At 52.5% G+C, this 21,966-nt stretch carries 2 protein-coding genes; both read right to left on the bottom strand.

All coding sequences use genetic code 11. The features are described from left to right. Positions 1-19 precede the first annotated feature (19 nt). Entirely contained in the window at positions 20-12,055 is a 12,036-nt protein-coding gene (locus tag PRUB_RS25080; RefSeq protein WP_010380839.1) for a non-ribosomal peptide synthetase, read from the bottom strand. Continuing rightward, a complete protein-coding gene (locus tag PRUB_RS25075; RefSeq protein ID WP_010380836.1) occupies positions 12,055-21,966 on the bottom strand; it encodes a non-ribosomal peptide synthetase in 9,912 nt (3,303 codons plus the stop codon). Before PRUB_RS25075 ends, PRUB_RS25080 begins: the two co-directional genes overlap by 1 nt.

Genomic DNA, 21,966 nt, shown 5'->3' with positions numbered 1-21,966 from the left:
CACTTTGCTAAACAATAGACTACAAAACGTAGTAACTCTCTATTATTTCTATAACCCCATCGACTTGCTGATACTGCAAAATCGACAAGTGAGTGCCCTCAACTTCGTGGGCACTCACATTGGCATACAAGGTTCGCCAGCCCATATCAGTTGAGAGCCTTCGGCCTTCAAACTCCCGGGTTTGACTAGCTTTGATCACGGTCAGCGGACAACTCAGCTGTGACTCCAGGTGCACTTCAGCCAGAAGCTGACCGCGAAACACGGCCTGCAGGCGCGATAACTGTTGCGCCGTAAACTGGTAGCCTGACTGAGCCATGGCATCCACCAGGCTTATGGTTTGCTGTGCAAGCGTCTTGGCACTGAGCGCGCTGAGCTGCTCAGCATTCAAGCCCAGTGCAAAGAAGTCGTTGAGATTCTCCAGCATCAACTGATCTGCCTCTGCGGCCGTAATTGACACTGAGCTATGCGTTGGTTTCGGTGTATCCAGTATCGTTATTGACGATACAGCGACACTCTGCGTTTCTCCTTCAGGCAAGGAGGTCTTGTGCAACTGCTGCGCCATTGCCAGTGCAATGAAGCTGCCAAATGAGTGACCAATGAGATGCACAGAGCCTACCTGTGCTTGTCTGAGTACAGACAAGTAATGCTGCGCCGTTGCATCAACCGACCCAACGACATCCGGGTCATGTGCAATCAGATCCGGCTGCAGACCATAAACAGGGATCTGTTTATCTAACCCCTGGACCAGTGCCTGAAAGGCCATCAGCAGACCACCCGCACCGGCTATCAGCACCACAGGTGTAACGCCCGGGCTGCCAGTTTGCAGACATAACAGGCTCTGAAGTTCCGCAGGGTGTTGCTGACTGGCTTGCTGGAAATCACTTAAGGCCTGAGCGAGTGCATCAACACGGGTATGTTGCAGCAACAAAGCGATGGGTACCTGGGCTTTGAGAACATCACACAACTCAGTATGCAATCGCATGAGCAATAATGAATGGCCACCCAGTGCAAAAAAGTCATCACTGAGCCCCACCTGCGGACACTGCAACAATTGGCCAAGATAGTCACATAAGTGACGCTCCAGAGGCGTGGTTGGGGCAACATACTGTTCAGGCTCGGCCAACATTAGCGAGTCAGCCTCACTGGCAAGTGCTTTTCTGTCTAGCTTGCCGTTGTGGTTATGGGGTAGCTGTGCGCGGACGATTATCCATTGCGGTACCATATAAGTGGGCAAATGCTCAGCCAGTGCCGCTTTAAGCCCCGAAACATCAGGCTCAAGCGCAGACTCAACGAAGGCCACCAGCTGGTCGCCGTTGTGTTGATCTCGTTTCACAATTACAACACTGGCAGACACCGCTTCCCGCGCTAACAAGGCCCGCTCAATCTCGCCCAGTTCAATGCGATAACCGCGGATTTTTACCTGCTCGTCCAAACGTCCTAAAAAGTGTAACGCCCCGTCAATCACTCGCACCTTATCTCCGGTTTTATAACAGCGCGTTTGAGTGTGGGGGTTGAGCACAAAGGCTTTATCCGTTTTCGCTTTATCACCCAAATAGCCGAGTGCCAAAGCCTCGCCACTGACATATAACTCTCCGGCAACGTAATCCGGCAAGGGTCTGAACTCGCTATCCAGTACATGTGCCTCTAGGCCGGCCAGAGGCTGACCAATTGGCACGGATTCTCCCTGATAACGCGTCACATCCTGAAGCGTGGCAGAAATGGTGGTTTCGGTCGGCCCATAGGCATTGATAACTCGGATAGCTGAGCCATAATGGGCCTGCCAGGCGCGCAGTGCCGCACTTTGCATTTGCTCACCGCCGACTGTGATGATCCGCATGCGTGCACCAAAATCGACGGGACTGGCCGCCAATTGCTGCCAGTAAGCCGTTGGCAAACTCATCAGGCTTAACTCGGCGTTCCGCGCAAGCGTGGCCAGCGCCTGGCTATCCAGCAACTGGTTTTGCTCAGCCATCACCAGGGTTGCGCCACTGAGTAACGTACAAAACACTTCTTCTGCAAAAACATCAAAACTGCAACTGGCAAATTGCAAATAGTTATCTGCCGGTGAAATGACATAATTGCTTTGCAGACAGGCCACATAATTGAGCACACTGCGATGGGCAACTTGCACCCCTTTTGGCTCTCCCGTAGTGCCTGAGGTGTAAATCACATAACAAGGAGAAGTACTGTCGCACGTGTGCTGTACACAGTCACCAGGCTCAGCTGAGATATCAGCCTCACAGGTTGCCAAATCAACGAGTGGGCAAGTAGGCATATCTCCAAGCCAGTCTTGTTCTGTGCTGATCAACACGGCGACTTCTGCATTAGAAAGCATATACTGACGCCTTTGCTCAGGCAGTGCTGGTGCAACCGGCAAATAGGCTGCACCAAGCTTGAGCGCTGCCAAAATCGCAATGATCAACTGTGGCCCTGGCTGCAGACAAACCGCAATCACGGCCTGATCGGCGGACAGTGAATACCGAGACATCAGGTAATTCGCCAATCGACTGGCGGCCTCATCCAGCTCACCGTAAGTCAGTGTCTGAACAGGAAGCGCTGTGCCCTGTTGATAGAAGCGAATAGCGGTGTTTTGCTTGTGACTGGCCGCAACCTGCCCAAACGCTTGCTGTACGGTCTGATATTGAATGGCCTGCCTGCTCGCACCGGGTAGCTCAAAGTGCGACAGCCGGGCAGTTTGGTCTGGCCTCACCAGCGGCAGCTGCGCCAGCGTACTATCCGGAGCTTCCATAAAGGCGGTCAGTAAATCCGCTATCAGACACAGGCTCTGACGTGCCTGCTGCGGGGTTAACATCGCGTCGCGATAACACAGCGTTAGCGACAGTTGTTTCGCAACACCAACCGCAAGCGTTATTGGATAATGCGTCTGGTCCCGCTCCGAGCATATTGTGACTTTAAACGGCGCGGTGTTGTCAGCCAGCGGATCGCTAGGGTAATTTTCAAACACATAGAGCGCATCAAACAAATCGCTGCTGTTATCAATCTGGCTCCATTGCTGGATCTGCGACAGTGGCGTATGTGCATGTTGTGCCAGTGATGCCTGCAACTCTCTGATCTGCGAGAGATAATCATTGACCGACAGTTGACCTGGAGTATTAATCAGCACCGGCTGAGTATTGATGTACAAGCCGACCCGCTCTTCGACGCGAGGCAAAGACTCGGGACGTCCCGAAACAGTCTGGCCGAACAGCACGTAGTCACTCTGGCAGCAGGTACGCAACCAATAAGCCCACGCCCCCTGCACCACCTGATTGAGCGTCAGTCCTCGTTGCTTTGCAAACGCGCTGAGCTGAGCAGTAAAGTCTGTACTCAATGTTTCTGTCAGCTCACTGACGCTGTGATTGTTTCCATCCCTGATGGCCAGATGCTCTGTCACCAGTGTTGGCGTATCGATCTGTGCAAGTTGCTGTTGCCAAAATGCTTGCTCTGCATGAACATCCCGATTTTCAAGGTATTCAACATAGTCGCGGAACGGATCTATGACAGATTTCACCATCCGGGTTTGCACTCTCGCATGATAGTGCTCAACCAGCTCAGCAAACAGCACGGGCAAGGACCAGCCATCCATGATCATATGATGATACGTCCAGACAAACCCATGACAATGTTCGCCAAATGGCACCAGCCTCAGGCGCATGCAAGGGGCACCTTGTAAGTCGATGGGATGTCGGTATTCCTGTGCAGCCACCTGCGCCAGACAGGCTTGCACTGTGTCGTCATAAGGTTGCGGCTCATCAATTTGCAAAGGCACTGTGCACTGCTCAAATACCACCTGAACAGGCTGATGTGAGGTGACAAAAAATGCCGTGCGCAAAATTGAATGACTGGCTACCAGCTGCGTCCAGGCATAGGCGAAGGCCTCAGTATCTAAAGCCCCTTCCAGTAACATCACTGACTGTTCGAGATAGGCGCTGTTATCAGCACCTTGTGCATGAAACCACATGCCTTGCTGCAGAGGCGTCATTGGATAGATATCGGCGACACCTTGCCCTGCTTTGTCCAGCAATTGATCCAGTTGCAGTCTGTCTAGCTGCGGCAACAGAGGAAAGTCACTGGGTGTATAACAGTGCTCTGTCTGCGCAACACAATGCGCAAGTACTTCTTCAATGGCGTGCTCAAAACGAGTGCTCAGCTGCCCGGCATCTTGTTCAGAATAATAGTCAGACGCGCACTCCAGCGTCACTGACAAACAGCCGCCCGTCACCGCCGCGGTAATTTGTAATGCCCCGAACACGTTACCCAGCTCGCTGCGCAGCAAGCCTGTGGACTCAGTTGCGTCACCAAGCAAGCCATTGTGCTGCAAGACCGTATCAAGCTGCCCCAGATAGTTAAAAAAGACCTGTTCACGGGTAGCTATACTCAATGAATCCCTGATCTGAGGCTCCGGGTGGGCATGGCACAACGCGCCAAATTCGCTGCCATGGTGGGCAGCCCAGGCTAGTTGCTCTTTGACAGCACAGATAATCTCGGTCAGTGTCGACTCCGATGTGGCACTACCACAGGTTAAACGCAACGGGAATAAAGCCGTTAGCCAGCCAATGGTACGACTGGCATCCAGCGCACCTTGCAGCTGCGTGCGGCCATGGCTTTCGAGCATCACCACCTGCTCTGTACGCTGATAGTGGCGTAACGCAAGCCACTGCCACGCACTAAGCAATAAGGTTTGGATGTTACTTCTGTACGGCCGGTTTGCCTCATTCAGCAGCTGCTGCGTTTGAGACTGGCTGAACTGTATTTTATTGATAATGGCCGTTGTCAGCTGGCTGCCTGAAAAACTTGCGCCCAGCGGTCGTTGACGCCGGGAGATCGCCGCCGCGTCCTGCCATCTGGCAAGATATTGGGTTTCCTGTGCGCGGTCCTGAAGATAAAACGCAATGGCATCCAGCGAAGCACTGGCTGGCAGTAACTGCACAGCCTTTCCGCTTTGAACCTGAGCGCAGGCCTGTTCAAGATCGGCCAGCAAAATACGCCAGGACACGCCATCAATGAGTAAGTGATGAGCAATCACCAGTAACCGATCAGCTTGCTCTGTGTCTGGTGTTGCAATATGGCACACGTGCAACAAAGGTGAACCGTCAAAGGTAAACCCCGACTGTGCCGGCGCACAGATCTCCGCCAATGCATCCTGCCAACAAGTGCCTTTGGCGCTAAGGTCGTGAGCATGACACACCGCAGCGCTGTCGAGCTGCTCCAAGATATGTAATTGCTCATCCCCTCTGACAGACAGTCTGAGCGCATCATGACACTGTATCAGCCCCTGTACGGCATCGCACAAATGGGCATAAGAAACAGACTTATCTATGCTCAGCATGACCGCCTGGTTCCAGTGCTCGGGCACCGCAAAAGCCTGCTCGAAAAACCACTGCTGGATTGGATGAGGGGTTAATTTTCCGACAAAATGCTGCTGTTCACATTCACACCCGGCTATGCTGGTTTGCACTGTGTTGGTGATAAAGTTTGCAGCCAGCGCTTGTGCTGTACTGTGCGTAAAAATATCAGCCACAGAAATGGCAATATCTGCTGCTCTGGCCCGGCTGGCAAGCTGAATGGCCAAAATGGAATCACCGCCATTGGCAAAAAAGTCATCCTGAGCTTGCAGGTCCGTTTTATTCAGCAGTGACCGCATCAGCGTTAAAATCGGATTGTGTTCAGCGTTTGCTGTGCCGCTCGTCTCAACCGGTGTGATTTGTTCACCGTCAGACTGCGCAGCCAGCTGCGCCAGAGCACGATGATCAAGCTTTCCATGCGCAGTCAGAGGCAACGCCTGCAAAACTATAAATCCACTTGGCACCATGTAATCTGGTAAACGAGCACACAGTGCAGCACGCCAAGCTTCTCCCGAGTCGTGCTCCGATTGCGCAGCCTCAGGCACCACAAATGCCGTCAACTGTTTATTACCAGGGTGCGTTTGCGTTATCAATACTGCGCAGTCCGCAACACCAGCCTGCTCACGCAACTGGTGCTCAACTTCAGCCAGCTCGATGCGATAACCACGCAATTTAACCTGCGCATCATTACGCCCTATGTAGGCAATACGGCCATTATTGAGCCGCCGAGCCAGGTCACCACTGCGATAAACGCGTACACGTTCCGCGTTATCCAGTGTCAGTTCAGTGAACTTTTCATCGCTCAATTCAGGCTTATTCAGATAACCCAGGGCCAGCCCAGCGCCTGCAATATACAACTCTCCGACCATGCCGTCGGGCACGCTACGACCGTGCTCATCAACAATGAAAATCGTACAATTGTCCACCGGCAGACCAATGTCTGGCTGCCGCTCACCGTGCCAGGCAACTTCACCTGAGGTTGCCACTACAGAAGCCTCTGTTGGCCCATAGTTATTGATTAGTTTGAATTTATGCTGACCACGGACCGGATTAAGCCTGTCCCCCCCAACCAGCAAATAGGCTAACTTTGCGGGCGCAAAGGCAGAGTCTGCCAGCATGACTTCTGCAATGGGCGTTGCCAAGAAGCAATGGCTTACTCCCTCTTCGGTCAACAATGTTGACAATAATTGCGGATCATTCAGTTGCGCACTGCTGACAAACACCAGTTGCGCACAGGCATTCAGATAAGGCCAAATTTCCCAGGTAGCCGCATCAAAGGCGATATTGGCGGTCTGGCTGCCAACACTGTGCTGGTCCAGTGCAAAGGCGCGCTGATGCCAGTGACACAAGTTTGTTAGCCCACGATGTGGGATCATGACGCCCTTGGGTAGCCCTGTGGTACCTGAGGTATAAATCACATAGGCAAGCTGACCAGAATCGATTGCTGGTAACGTCATTTGTGCATAGCTGGCACACTGCGTTTCTAACTCCGGACTATCCAGCCATACCTGCTGGCAGTCCTGATAGGCCACAAACTGACTGGCGAAGCGCTTTTGCGTCAACAACCATCGACTGCCACTGTCGCTGACAATGTGCCTGATGCGTGCTTCAGGGTAATCCGCCGACACAGGCACATAGGCTCCACCGGCTTTGAGGGTCGCCAGCATGGCCACCACTAAATTGATACCAGCATCGCAACTGATCAAAACCCTTTGCTGTGGCTCCAGACCCTGCCCAACCAAATACCTGGCCAGAGCACCGGCGCGTGCATCAAGCTCACTGTAGGTGAGCGTGCTATCCGCTGCGGGATCCTTAATTGCGACTTTATCGGGCGTTTGATGGGCAAACCGGGCAAGTCGCTCAACCAGCGTGGTATGTTCGGACACACTGTGCGACTGCCCGTTAATTGCCTGATAGCGCTGAAGCGTCAAAGGCACATCGGCAATCCGAAGCTCGGCGTTATCCGCCAGTGCGCTGAGCATCACGTTAAACGCCTCACTCATACCGGCAATACTGGCGGCATCAAATATGCCTGTGTTGTAACACCAGGTGAAGCGCAGTCCATCTTCGGTTTGTACTGCACTCAGTTCGATATCAAACTTAGCTGCCACGGATACCGCTTGCTCCGGGGACACTTCTATATCAGCCAGTTGCAGCTGTGTGTCCAGCCGGGGATTAAGTGAAAAGCTCAGCTGAAACACGCCCTGATGACTGAGGTCGCGTGACACATTAAGCGCATCGAGGATCTGCTCGAAGGGCATTGCCTGATGGGCCTGAATGTCTATCATCAGTGCTTTTTGCTGGTTCAGCAGCTCACTGAAAGTCATGTGTGGCGTAAAGTGCGTACGAATGGGCAAGGTGTTGATGAAAAATCCCACCAAAGGCTGTAACTGACTGTGTTCCCGACCTGAAAATGGCGTACCAATCACCACATCGTCGCAACGACTGTATTTGCCCACAAATAATGCAAACGCAGTCTGCAACCAGGTAAACAAGGTGATATTGCTTTGGCGGCACTGGGTTTCGATAGATTCGAACTGTGACTGTTCAAGGTGTGTGATGTGCACCTCGCCATGCGTATCCGATGCATTAGTTCTGACCCGATCCAGTGGCAACTGATGCAGTGGAGGTGCATCTGCCAGGTGCGCTAGCCAAAAGTCTCTGTGTGCCTTCAAGGCTTCGCCATGTAGGGTTTCGCGCTGCCACTGTGCATACTCTGCGTATTGCAATGGCAAAGGTTGCGACAGCAACTCAGGGAGCGGCAACCCCTTGGCATAGTGTTGATAGAATGCCGCTAACTCGGAAGTTAAAATCTCCAAAGAGTGCGCATCTGCTGCGATATGATGCAAATTAACGCGCAGCTGATGCAAGCTATCACTGCATGACATCAGGGTCAGTCGCACCATCAGGTCCTGACTCAGGTCAAAGGTTTGCATGGCATCGTCGCGCTGTGCGCTAAGCCAACGTCGCCGCTGCGCCTCTGGTGCCAGAGCACGTGCATCTATGTAGCGCAAAGGCAGTTCAAAGTCGGGATTAAGCACCTGCTGAGGTCTGCCCGCATCATCGAGCAGTATTTTACTGCGCAGCACCTGATGGCGTTCAATGACAGCCTGCCAGGCCTGCTTAAATGCAGCCAGGTTTAAAGGGCCCTGGAGGGTGAAAGCCGCGGGCATATGATACTGCGCTGAGTCGGGTGTCATGTGTTCGACTGTCCACAGTCGCGACTGCGCAAAAGACAAGGGCAAAGGTTTCGTGGTCTGGGTACGGGGAATATCAAACGCCGAAGCACTTTGAGCACCAGCTTGAGTGACCACTTTTGCCAGCTCAGCAACACCCGGGTTCTGAAACACATCTTTTAATGTGACAGGCAGACTATGGCGGTCTCTGAGTTGACTTACCAGTTGCGTGGCCAGTAAAGAATGTCCGCCAAGGCGAAAGAAATGGTCATCCAGGCCGACCTGCTCCACCCCCAGTAAACTCGAAAAGCACGCTGCGATCGCATGTTCAGTATCCGTAGTTGGTGCACGATACACCGCTTCTTGCTGCAAAACGTCCAGCGCCAGCAGCGCTTTTTTGTCAATTTTGCCATTGCTGGTCAGGGGTAAAGTGTCAACAACAACCACATTGGTGGGCAGCATAAAATCGGGCAGTGAGCTACGCAAATACGCTTGCAGCTCAGTCAGCGGTTCTGCCAGCTCAACACCGGGGCACGGGACCACAAACGCGCTGATCCGCGCACCGTGCTGGTCATTGCGGTTAAGCAATACACTGACAGCTTGTAGTTGCGGATGCTGGCGCAGCTGATTTTCAATCTCTCCCAGCTCAATGCGATAACCCCGTACTTTGACCTGATCGTCGGCCCGGCTGATGTATGTCAGCTCGCCATCCGGCAGAAAGCGCACCAGATCACCGGTTTTATATAGCTTTTTGTCACTTGATGCGGCGAACGGATCGGCTATAAAGCGCTCCGTATTGAGCATTTCTCTTTGCCAGTAACCCCGGCACACGCCCTCACCACCCACATACAACTCACCCACCGCGCCCATTGGTAGCAGCTGTTGATGTTTGTCCAGGACATAACACGACGTGGTTGGAATAGCATGGCCGATATTACTCACCCCCAGCGCTATATCCGCTTGCGTTAGTCGCTTAAAGGTCACATGCACTGTGGTCTCGGTGATCCCATACATGTTTATCAACTGGCAGGTGTCGAATCGGTTAGCCCAGGGCCTGAGCTTGCCCGGTTGCAAGGCTTCTCCCCCAAAAATCACATAGCGCACCTGACAACGCGCCTGCTCCGCTTGTGGCAATGCGCACATGGCTGATTGCAGAACATAAAACGCACCGGGTGTTTGATTGAGGATTGTCACTTTCTCGTTCAGTAAACACTGGGCAAAGGCCTGGGTATCCTGGCTCACGGCCTTGCTGACCACCACCAGTTTTGCGCCAAACAGTAAAGCGCCATACATTTCCCAAACCGAAAAGTCGAAGCAAAATGAATGGAATAAGGTCCACACATCCTGCTCATTGAAGTCAAACAAAGCCGGTTCTACATATAATAAGCGCACAACGTGACGATGTTCTATCTGCACGCCTTTAGGGCGGCCAGTGGTACCTGAGGTATAAATCATATAAGCCAGGTGATGTGGCTCGATATCCAGCGCTAAATTGTCGCTAATCGCAACACCATCGTATAGGGCCTCATCGTCAATGTTGATGAGCTGCTCTGCGCAACTGTCAAAACGTGCCTGAGTATAGTGGTCACAAATCAACCAGCGACTGCCAACATCACCTATGATGTATTCAATGCGGTCCCTGGGGTAATCCGGGTCGATGGGCACATAAGCCGCCCCGGCTTTTAAAATCGCCAGTAAAGTCACCACCATATTCACAGAGCGCGTGACACTGACGGGCAACATGGCTTGAGGTGAGACACCACGTTCCACCAGTACTCTGGCAAGCCGATTTGCCCGGATGTTCAGCGCCTGATAGCTCAAACGCTCCTGCTCATCGACCACGGCAATCCGTTGACCAAAACGCTCAACTTGCGCTTCGAACAGGCTTACCAACGTCTGGCTGCTATCCCAATGCGTGTCTGTGTATTGAGCATGTGCCAGAATTGCCTGAGTTTGCTGCTCGCTGAGTAACGCTACGTGGCCAACCTGCGTGTGCGGCGCGTCAACCAGCTGTTCAAGCATAACCGCGAAACTCTCAGCCCAGTGAGCTATGGTATCGCTGCGATACAGGTCGCTGTCGTACTTCCAGTTAAGCGTCAGTGAATGGGTTTCATTATCCAAAGTGGCACTGAGCTCCAGATCGCATTTAATGTCGATTTCGTCACTGCTGGCTGTTTGCTCTGCCACGCTTAAACCAGGCAGTTCGAGGCTATGTGCCGATGTGTTTTGTTCCAGCGTAAACAAAATCTGTACCAGCGGATGGTGACTCATATCGCGCTCGCACTTTAGCGCCTCAACGACTTTATCGAACGGCACCTCCCGATGTTCAAATACCGCCAGGATTTGTTCTTTTTGTTGCTGCAGCCAGTCGTTAAAGCGCATTGACTCTGTGACTTTGGCCGGAACCACCAGCGTATTGACGAACAGGCCAATCAAGGGCGCTAATTCTGGATGATCGCGCCCCAGTACAGGTGTACCAACAACCACCTGCTCATTTTGCGTTAACCGGCCAATAAACAACATAAAACTACTGAGCAACCACATAAATGGCGTAACCGATTGGCTGGCACACTGAGCCTGAATACCGCCAACCAAGGATGAGCTCAGGGTTTGGCGATAAACCCGACCACAGTGTGTTTGTACCGCCGGGCGAACAAAGTCACCGGGCAGAGATTGGATCGGATCCAACCCTGCCAGCGCTTGCAGCCAGAACGAGAGCTTGTCTGCCAGATACTCAGGAGTCAGGGTATGTTGCTGCCAGTTTGCATAATCCCCATACTGTATCTTCAGTGGTGCCAGCTGAGGGGCTTTATCCTCGTTTAGCGCTGCACGATAAAGCGCCTCTAACTCTGTGACCAACACCTGCATCGACGCGCCGTCGGATGCAATATGGTGCATATTGAACGCAAGATAGTGAGTGTGCTGATCAGATATCACTAAGGCGCGTAACAGTACATCGTGCTTTAAATCAAATGGTTGAGCCAGAAACTCTGTCAGCTGAGTGCGGATTGTCTGCGCCCGCTCTGGCTCCGGCCAGGCGCTGGCGTTGCGCCACTCAAACGGTGTTTCAAATGCCTCAGCCACGTGCACAACAACGCCCTGCTCACCTTGACTGTCGGCGATAAAGTGACTGCGTAAAGCGTCATGACGGATGATAAGGGCGTTGATGCTGGCCTTCAGCGCGTTGATGTCCAGGTGGCCGGTAAGAACAAATTCAGCGGGCATGTAGTACTGACTGCTGCCCTGTAACTGCTCGATAAACCACAGCCCCTGCTGCGCATAACTGGCAGGTAAAGGCCGTGAGCGATCGGCTTTTGCTATCTTGGAGTGCCCACCGGATGCCCGCACCTCATCCTGTTGCTGTTGAAAATAGGCAATGATCTCAGCTTTATTCGCCACTATGCGCTGTTTGAGCTCGTCCGGAAACGCGCCTTGTTGCTTAAACGCCAGTGCACCGTTTTTTTCATACAAAGTGATGCCTGCACGCAGTGCATCTGCGATTAACTGCTCAATTACTATCAACTGTTCCGTCATTACAAAAACATCTCTTCTGAAGTGTCGTTTTCGTTATCATCCTGTGCCTGCTGTGCCATGGCCTGTTGGATTTCAACCCACTGAGCCAGTGCAGCCACGGTTGGTCGCTCAAACAGCGTTCTGACTGACATGCCGACACCCAGTCGCTCTTCAATCAGTCCGATGCATTGCGTCGCCAGCAATGAATGACCGCCCAGGCTAAAGAAGTTGTCTTCAACACTGATTGAAGTACGCTTCAGCACTGACGCCAGAATATTCGCCAAAGCTTCCTCTACCTCGTTGCGCGGTGCGATAAGTTGGGCCACAGAATCACATTGTGCTCCCAGCGCATGAAGCGCCCGCACATCTACCTTGCCGTTGGCGGTCAACGGGATTGTATCGATCAGTACATAACGGTAAGGCACCATATAAGCGGGTAGCGATTCACTCAGTCGCGCTGACAGTTCGGTGGCAATACCGGCACTCACCCGCTCAGCCGGTTCAGGTCGTCCCAGCTCCTCATCTGGCTTTGCAATCAGGTAGGCCTCCAGGTTATCTGCGGCTTCATTCAACACCACCACAGCCTGCTCAATGCGCGGGTCTTGCTGCAATTGCCGAGCAATTTCCTGGGGCTCGATGCGATAACCTCGGAGTTTCAGTTGTGCATCAAGGCGGTGACAAAACAGCAGTGCGCCCGGCGTGCCATCATCATTAACCGACCAACGCACCAGATCGCCACTGCGATAGAAGCGCTGCTCACTTTGCTGCACACCAACGGGTAGCCAGACAAACTTTTCATCACTCAGGTCTCGACGATTCAGATAGCCCTGAGCCAGGTTATTACCCCCAATATACAGCTCCCCCATGACCCCGGCCGGAACCGGCTGCATCTGTTCATCCAGCACCAGCAAATGCGTATTGGCGATAGGCTGACCGATAGGAACCTGGGTCATCGATTGTGCCGCCAGACGGTCAATTTCCTGCTTATCGCACAGGTAAGTGCTGGTGCCCACGGTGGCTTCAGTTGGACCGTATTCGTTAATCCAGCGGACATTTGGCAATCGCTCGCTGAGTTCGGCCAACAGCGCAACGGGTAACGCCTCACCGCCCACTACCACCTTATGTGCAGCGTTAAAACAGCGCTCTTCTGACAAGCCACACTGTTTCAGTACTGCAACAACCCCTTGCAAATGCGCCGGTGTTACTTTAAAGACCCCGGCAATATTGCCGCACAGGCGGTTAGCCAGCTCTTTTAACATTCGCTCATCATCAGCCAGCATATCGATGCTTATTCCCCGCAATAACGCAGGCCAGATGGCGGTTACTGTGGCATCAAACGCCAAAGGGGTACTGACGACGCTAAAACTGGGTTGCTCGTCCAGGTAAGCATGACAAGCATGGTCAAGATAAAGCGCCAGGTTGCCATGGGATATCGCCACACCTTTGGGCTGACCTGTGGTGCCTGAGGTATAAATCACATAGGCCAGATCTGAGGATTCAGTGCTGGCAAAACGCTCGCGCAGCTGTCCGGGCTGCCAGCTCAGTGGACTATCCATAACCAGCACTGACAACGGCGGCTGCTGCACCGCATCAATTACAGGCTCTAACTGTGACAGGAGTTTGTTATTGGTCAGCAACCAGCTTGCGCCACTGTCTCGCACAATAAACTGACAGCGCGACGCAGGCAGTGTCGGATCAATCGGCACATAGGCGGCTCGCACTTTAAAGGCCGCCAGCATAGCAACCAGTTGGTCACACCCAGCTCCGAGACACAGCGCAATGCGTGCTCCCGACTTAACGCCCTGCTCCAGCAAGTAACTGGCCAGGGTATTGGCTTTTTGCTCTAACGCCAGATAGCTGAGCATGCATGCATCCGCATCACGCACGGCCAGTTGGTTTGCGGCACTTTGTACCCGGGCAGTAACCTGACTGTGAATACACTGTGATGATATGGCCGTGTCTGCGCCTTTGATGCTCACCAGTTGCTGCTGACGCGACTGACTCAGCAGGGCTAAACGTTCCACCTGGTGCTCGGGAGATTTAAGAATGGCACTGATCAACACCTCAAAAGAATCAGCCAGTGCCGCGATTGTCGCCCCTTTAAACAACGCTGAGCTAAAGTTCCATTCCAGCTCAATGCCATCGCCCTTTTCAATTGCGTTGACCTCCAGGTCAAACTTCATCATGGGCTCACTCGGCGCTTCGACTTCAATGTGCAACTGTGGCAGCACCAGGTCGGTGGTTTCGTTATTTTGCAGTGCAAATAAAATCTGGAAAATGGGCTGATGCCCCAGGTTACGCTCAGGCTTAAGCGCTTCCACCAACTGCTCAAAAGGCAGCGCCTGATGCTTAAACGCATCCAGGATCACCTGTTTTTGCTGCTCCAGTAACTGATTGAAGTTTTGCCCAGACTGGGTGCGCGTGCGAATCACCAAGGTATTAACAAAAAAGCCAATCAAATTAGCCACTTCATTGTGTTCACGACCCGCAACCGGTGAGCCAATCACCACATCGTTTGTCTGGCTGTAGCGCTGTACCAGCAATGAAAATACCGTATGCAGCCACATAAACAAAGTCACGCCTTGTGCTTTACAGTGTTCATGAATGGCTCGGGTGAGTGCAGCACTCAGACGTTGTGTGTGTCGCGAACCACTTAGCTGTGCCATGGCAGGACGCGGATAATCAAGTGGTAACTGGTGCAGCGGCGGATGGCCTTCTAAGGTTGTCTGCCAGTGCTGTAAATCTGCCTGATTGGCCTCTTTCGCCCAAATGTTGCGCTGCCAGTGTGCAAAGTCGCCATATTGCACAGCCAATGGCTGAGTCAGCTCAGCCGGTAACTGATAGCCGGACTCTTGGGCAAAATGGCGATAGAATGCGATAAACTCTCGCACCAGAATAGCCATCGACCAGCCGTCGCTGGCAATATGATGCATATTGAAGTGCACCCGATAATCGTCTTTGGCAAACTCAACCAACAGTACCCGCACCAGCAGATCCTGAGTCAGGTCAAATCGCGCCGTCGCGTTGTCATGTGCTCCCTGCTGCCAGCGCTGTTGCCGGGCACGTTCGCTCATTTTCGTCAGATCTAACTGAGTTAACGGCAACTCGAATTGATCGCGCACCTGCTGCACAGGTTCAGCCGCCCCCGCCGCTTTAACTATCCGTGACCTAAGCACCTCATGACGTGCGATGAGCGCCTTCAGCGCTGCACTGAAAGCGGCCTTATCGAGCGTGCCACTGAATTTAAATCCGGCTGGCATATGGTACTGCGTGCTCGACTCCTGAAGCTGTTCAATCAGCCACAGCCGCTGCTGGGCAAACGACAGAGGCAGTGCCTGTTCCCGTGATACGGGCTGAATAGCATGCACAGCTGCGATAGGCTCACAGTGCTCCAGTGCCTGCGCCAATGACGCTATGGTCGGTGTTTTAAACAGCTGAGGTAACGTCACCTCAAGGTGTTTCTGTTGACGAATTTGACTGATCAACTTGATGGCCAGTAAGGAATGACCACCGAGGTCAAAAAAGCTGTCGTGCAGATCGATATGCTCTGTCAGCAAAGTGTCGCGATAGAGCTGATACAAATAAGATTGCATGGCTGTCAGCGCTGTCAGATCTATACTTCTGCTGGCTCTGCCTTCCCCCTGTTGTGCCAGAGCTTTGAGGGCTTTGCTATCTACTTTACCATTGGCGGTAAGCGGGATAGCTTCAACACGATTGAACTGTCCGGGGATCATATACGGCGGCAGGTATTGCGCCAGATGAGTACGCAAATGGCTGTCCGGCGGCACATTGCCGTTAAGGTAGAGAAGATGGGCCTGCAACAACTGCTGCCCTTCATCAACTGTCACCGCACAGTCACGCACACCATCCAGTTCGCGAAGATAATGACAAATCGCGTTAAGGTCGATGCGATAACCGCGAAGTTTGATTTGCTCGTCGGTGCGACCACAGTATCTTAGATAACTCAGCCTGCCCTGCTCGTCGCTCTGCCACTGTACCAAATCGCCACTGCGGTAGAAGCGCATTGGCGGCTGATCAGCCACACTCAAAGTGACAAACTTGGTTTGATTCAGCTCGTCCAGATTGACGTAACCCGGGCTGACTACTGCCCCTCCAATCAATAGCTCACCTGGTGTATTAGCAGGCACCGGCTGATCACACTGATCAACGACCAGCATTGCAACACCGGGGTTGGGCAGACCGATAGGTACATCCGGATAACGCAGTGCGGCCTGCGGATTCAGATCCGGGGTCAGCGAAAAGACGCTACAACCTACGGTTGCCTCAGTCGGACCATATTCGTTAACCCAGGTACACGCAGGCAACTTAGCACGCAGCGCTATCAGTAAATCGCTGTCCAATGCCTCGCCCCCAATCACTATGGTGTGAGGTGCGCTATTGCTGCCCAGTTCATCCATCAGCGCCTGTACAGCCCGCAAATGTGCCGGTGTCAGTTTGAATAAACGCGGTCGGATGGCATTGAACAGGAGCTCAGTAATGGCTGCGAGCTGATGAGGGCCCTGAGTCACGATTTCAACCTCACCGCCACACAGTAAGGGAGGAACCAGTGCGGTGATCGTGGCATCAAATGCCAAAGGTGTACTTACCACCGCAAGCGGTAAGGTCGCGTCGGCATCGAGATAAGTATCCATGGCATGAGATAAGTAAACATTCAGATTTCCATGGCTGATCATCACCCCTTTTGGCCGCCCGGTAGAGCCCGATGTATAAATGATGTAACACAAGCGCTGGGCATCTGAGATCTGCGATTCCCCTAACTCTTCCAGGCCAGGCACAGACACTGGGTAACCGGCAAAATTAGACTCAACGTCAAATAAATCGTCAAGAAACAGAAAGTCGGTGCCGCTGTCGATGAGTTTTTCGGTATCTTCGCTGAGTGCCAAAATCATCACGATATCGGCATCTTCTACGATATAAGACAGAGATTTCTCTGGTGTATCGTAATGCAGAGGCACATAGACGTGACGTGTTTTAAGAATAGCCAGCACCGCAATAACCATAGCGGGACCGGACGGGAGTAATAAAGCAATCCGGCTTTGCTCATCAAATCCCATTTCAAGCAGGCAATGCGCCAGCTGATTGGCACGCTGCTCCACTTCCAGGTAACTGTATGATTCACCATTACATCGCAGCGCAATGCTATGAGGCTGGATTTCAGCAATCGCGCTGAAGTGATGGTGCCAACCAATATCACTGCTGTCTTGTTCGTTCTGGGGGGCGCTATAGGCCAGTATTTGTGTTAGCTGCTCAGAGTCTATCAAACTCAGCTCGCTCACACGGCGCCGTGGTGTTTCCAGACAGGCGCTCAGCAACTGGGTGTACTGACGGGCGAAAGACTCAATGCTGTGCTCCTGCCACAAGGCACTATCGTAGAGCCATTCAACCTGCAAGGTATCGCCACAATCAATCACTGACACTTCCAGATCCAATTTAGCGCTGCGCACGCCGGTGTCATTCACGGTGACATCCAGGCCTTCCAGTTGCAGTGCTTCGTTGATCTGATTGTTGACCCGAAAGACCACCTGAATTAACGGGTGAATACCCAAACTCCGCTCGTTGTTGAGCGCTTCAACCAGTGTATCGAATGGAATATGCTGATGAGTCAACGCACTTTGCAGTGTCTCACTGCTTGTCGTCAACACATCACTGAACGTCATATTGGACTCAATATGATGACGAAGCACCAGAGTATTGATGAAGTTGCCAATAACAGGCTCAAGTTCACTGAACTCACGCCCGGCAACCGGCGTACCCAACGCCACGTCTGATTGACCCGACAGGCGGCTCATCCATAACGCAAAGGCACTCTCCAGCACACCAAACAAGGTTTGTCCGCTTGTTGTAACAAAGCGGCGCAGTACCTGGGTTAACTCAGCCGGCAGCTCGTAACAATGTAAAGACCCCCCACTAATCACTCGGTTTTCCCGGGCGTTATCCTGGGGTAATTCATGGACCCGGGGCAAGTCGGCCAGCTGATTTTGCCAGTACGTCAAACTCGTTTGCCACTGAGGCTGAGTCGCCAGGTTGCGTTGCCAGTGCACATAGTCAATGTAACTGTGCGTGAGCTTTGGCAACCCTGTTTGAGTGCCCTCACAAGCCTGGCGATAAGCGGCTTCCAGTGCGCGACACAGCACCCCGATTGACCAACCATCCGAGACGATATGGTGCATAGTCACAATAAGCACATACAGTTGTGCATCGAGCTGCAGCAGCTGACCTCGTAACAGCAGCTCCTGCTTCAGGTCGAATCCGGAATGATAATCCTCAGCCAGCAGCCGACGCAGGGTGTCTGCCTGCCGTTCATCATCAAAGCCACTTAAATCCCGTTGCTGTAACACAAAGTTCAGGGTGTCATTGAAAGACTGGACCGCTTCGCCCTGCTCGTTTTGGTCATAATTAAATCTTAGAATGGCGTGCTGCTGAACCACCTGTTCAAATGCCTGAGACAAGGCCGCGATATTCAGCGCACCTTTAATCGTGAAAGCGCCCTGCAAATTATATTGCTTGCTGTGGCCCTGCATCTGATCAACAAACCAGATCCGCTGCTGTGCAAAAGACAGTGGATGTGCGCCAGATTGGTCAACCGTCACCAAGTTATGGCCTACATGAATGTCCTGTCCAAGCAGGCAACGTTCCAGTTTCTCCACCGTGGGGTTGGCAAAAATGGCTTGCAATGACAACACTCGTTCAAATCTGGCGCGAATATGATTGGCAAGTCGCATGGCCAGTAAAGAATGACCACCGATTGCGAAAAAGTCATCGTCTGCAGAGACCTGAGACACACCTGTCAAGTCACTGAATAAGGTAGCCAGCTGTTGCTGTAGCTCTGTTTTAGGTGGCGTGTAATTACGCGCCTCGCTAAGCGATAAAGTTGCCAACTGCTTGCGGTCAACCTTGCCATTACCAAGCACCGGCAATTTTGCCAGTGCTTTAAAATGGCTGGGGATCATGGCCTGAGGTAACAGTGCACTGAGTGCATCTCGCAACGCGCCGGAGGTAACCGCTTCCGCCTCGCTGGCAGCAACATAGTAGGCCACTAAGGTATCAATACCGGCCTGTTTGCGGGCTGTTACAACCGCACTTTTTACCTGTGGTAGGGCCGTCAGTTTTGCTTCAATTTCACTGATATCAACGCGATAGCCACGGATCTTGGGTTGGTTATCTAGTCGACCCAGGTATTCCAGCTCCCCCCGATGGGTTAACCGGACTCTGTCACCGGATCGATAAAAACGCGCTAATTTTCCGCTTTGCGTATCACAGTGAACAAAGTAACGATCTGTCAACTGTGGTGCACGCAGATACCCATCGGCCAGGGACGAACCACCAATGTATAGCTCACCCGGCATACCCAATGGCACCGGCTGAGCCTGTTCATCCAGTACCAATACCCGGGTATGTGCCAGCGGCTTTCCAATGGGGTAATGTTCACTGTTGGCATGTCTCTGGGCAGTAACGGTATGCGTTGTCACCCCAATACAGGTTTCACTGGGACCATAGTGATTAACGATATGTGCTGCCGGATAATGATCCTGTAGATCGCTCACCAGAGCCACGTCCAGTGCTTCACCACCGAGTATCCACTGCTCTATGGCGGGCTGGTTCTCACCCAGGGCTGCAATGTGAGGTATTAACTCTCGAGCAAATGACGGCGTTATTTTTAGCAAATTGACCTGCTGTACCGTCAGCATCTCTGCCAACTGCTGAGGTTCAGGGAGTGTGAGGCTCCCAGGCATAACAACTGTGCCACCCTGCGCAAGTACCGGGTAGATACCAGTCAGGCACAGATCGGTCGCGAGCCCAGTGACAATCCCGGCACGTGTATGCGACGAAAACTCAATACGATGCGTAATCGACTCACAATAACTGGCCAGGGCACCATGGCTCATAGCCACACCTTTTGGTTTACCCGTCGATCCGGAGGTAAAGATCACATAAGCCAGGTCCTGTTCATCGCGCCTCAGCGCAACTTCTGACTCTTCTGATAATGTGCCGTTTCGTTTTAACAGCTGATGGTAATCCCAGGCGACAATTTCGTGTTCATTCAGTGTAGCCTGCATCTGCTGTGTCATCTTTTCAGTATCACACACCAACAAGGTACGACAGCCAGCCTGCGCCATAATTTCTATGATCCGCAGTACAGGGGTATCCTGCTCTATGGGCAAATAAGCGGCCCCGGCGCGCATCACGCCTATCAGCGCAACTAGGCTGTGAACCTGGCGATTGACCAGTACGGCAACCACTTCTTCACCCTTTGCAACGTCATGGAGCGCACCAGCCAGACTGGCGCTTTGTCCACCGAGTTCAGCGTAACTCACTGACTGAGATGGATTATCAGCATCCACAATTGCCATGTGTTTCGATGTTGCCTGAGCGTGTGCCAGGATCTGAGGTAACACCAAAGGCGCTGATGTCGTGTCAGTCGCTTTGTTCAGTTGTTGTTGCGCAGCTTCCACTGACGGCAATTTAACCCCGCCAAGTGACTGAGCCAGATCGTCATTTAACGTGCGCACTAACGCCTCGAAATCACAGGCAATCTGAGCAATCAACTCGGATGAAAACAAGCCAACATTATATTCAAGTTCAGCCTGCATGCCGTTGTCATGCGTCGCCAAATTTAACGTCAGGTCAAATTTGGCAGTGTGATTATTCAGCGTGAACAGTTGTGCTTCCAGTGCGCCGGATCGTAATGGCGTTGGTGGCAGCGCATCATAATTAAACAGCACACTAAACAACTGAGAGGTATCCGCCAGCCTGGCAAGTGCGTCCTGAGAGACACTTTGATTTTCCAGCGCCTGTGTCACCTTTGACTGAGTGCTACGAGCCAGCTCGTTAAACAGCATATCGCCATCCAGCTGTTGACGTAGTGGCAGTGTGTGGATAAAACAGCCGACCATGGACTCAAACTCACTCTGCTCACGACCCAGAACGGGCACGCCAACCGTGATGTCCTGTTGCTGGCTGTAGCGATGGAGCAACACATAAAACACGCTCAGTAGCGCAGCAAATGGGGTGACGCCCAGCTGCTGACAACTTTGTTCAAAACGCTGGCACAGTGCCTCATTCAATGTAAATTGGTGGCTGGCTCCGCGAAACGAAGCCTCAGCTTGCCTGGCAAAGCTGGTGGGCATAGCAAAAGGCGAAAAGTCCATAAGCTGTTGTTGCCAGTAGGCATGCTGTTGCAGGTAGTCATCAGACTGTAAAAAGCGCTTTTCCCAATGTACATAATCCAGATATTGTAACGGTACCGTCTGTGGCACCTCCTTTGCCTGCAATATATCCAGCAATTCATTTACCAGTAACTGAACCGACCAACCATCGGCTACCAGATGATGCAGCATCAGATAGACCCACTGCCCCTGATTTTCATCCGCTGTGCTAATCAAGGTGGCGCGTATCGGTAACGCTTTTTGCAGATCAAACCCTTGCTGCAACACAGGTTGTAACTCAGTTTCAATCTGCCCCCGGCTTGCAGGCTCAGACACAAACAACTGGGTTAAGGTCAGGGACAACTCGGTATTCACACGCTGACACCCGCCTTGATCTGTGGCGAAAAATTGGCTGCGCAAAATATCATGACGGGCCAGCAAGGTATTCAGGGCGGCTTCAAGCTGCGCTTTACCGACAGGCTGTGATAGCCTGAGTAGTCCAGACATAGTGTAGGCAACATCACCGCCATGATACTGGTCGATAAGCCAGATCCCCTGCTGAGAGGCGGACAGCAACCCCTGTTTTTGATGGTGCGCCTGCATATACTCAATCAGCGCCGGCTTGTGCGCTTTAATTTTATTGAGCTGTGCAGCTGGCACAGTTGCAAGGTGGGTACGCAGTTTCAGGCGACCCTCTTGCAGATAAACATAAATACCCTGACCATCCAGTTCGGCCAATAACGCTTCAATCGCTGAATTTTCCAT

Origin of the sequence: Pseudoalteromonas rubra (assembly GCF_000238295.3) — a bacterium.
Taxonomy (GTDB): domain Bacteria; phylum Pseudomonadota; class Gammaproteobacteria; order Enterobacterales; family Alteromonadaceae; genus Pseudoalteromonas; species Pseudoalteromonas rubra.
The sequence above is the reverse complement of the archived record's forward strand: the minus strand, read 5'-3'. Positions and strand labels throughout refer to the sequence as shown.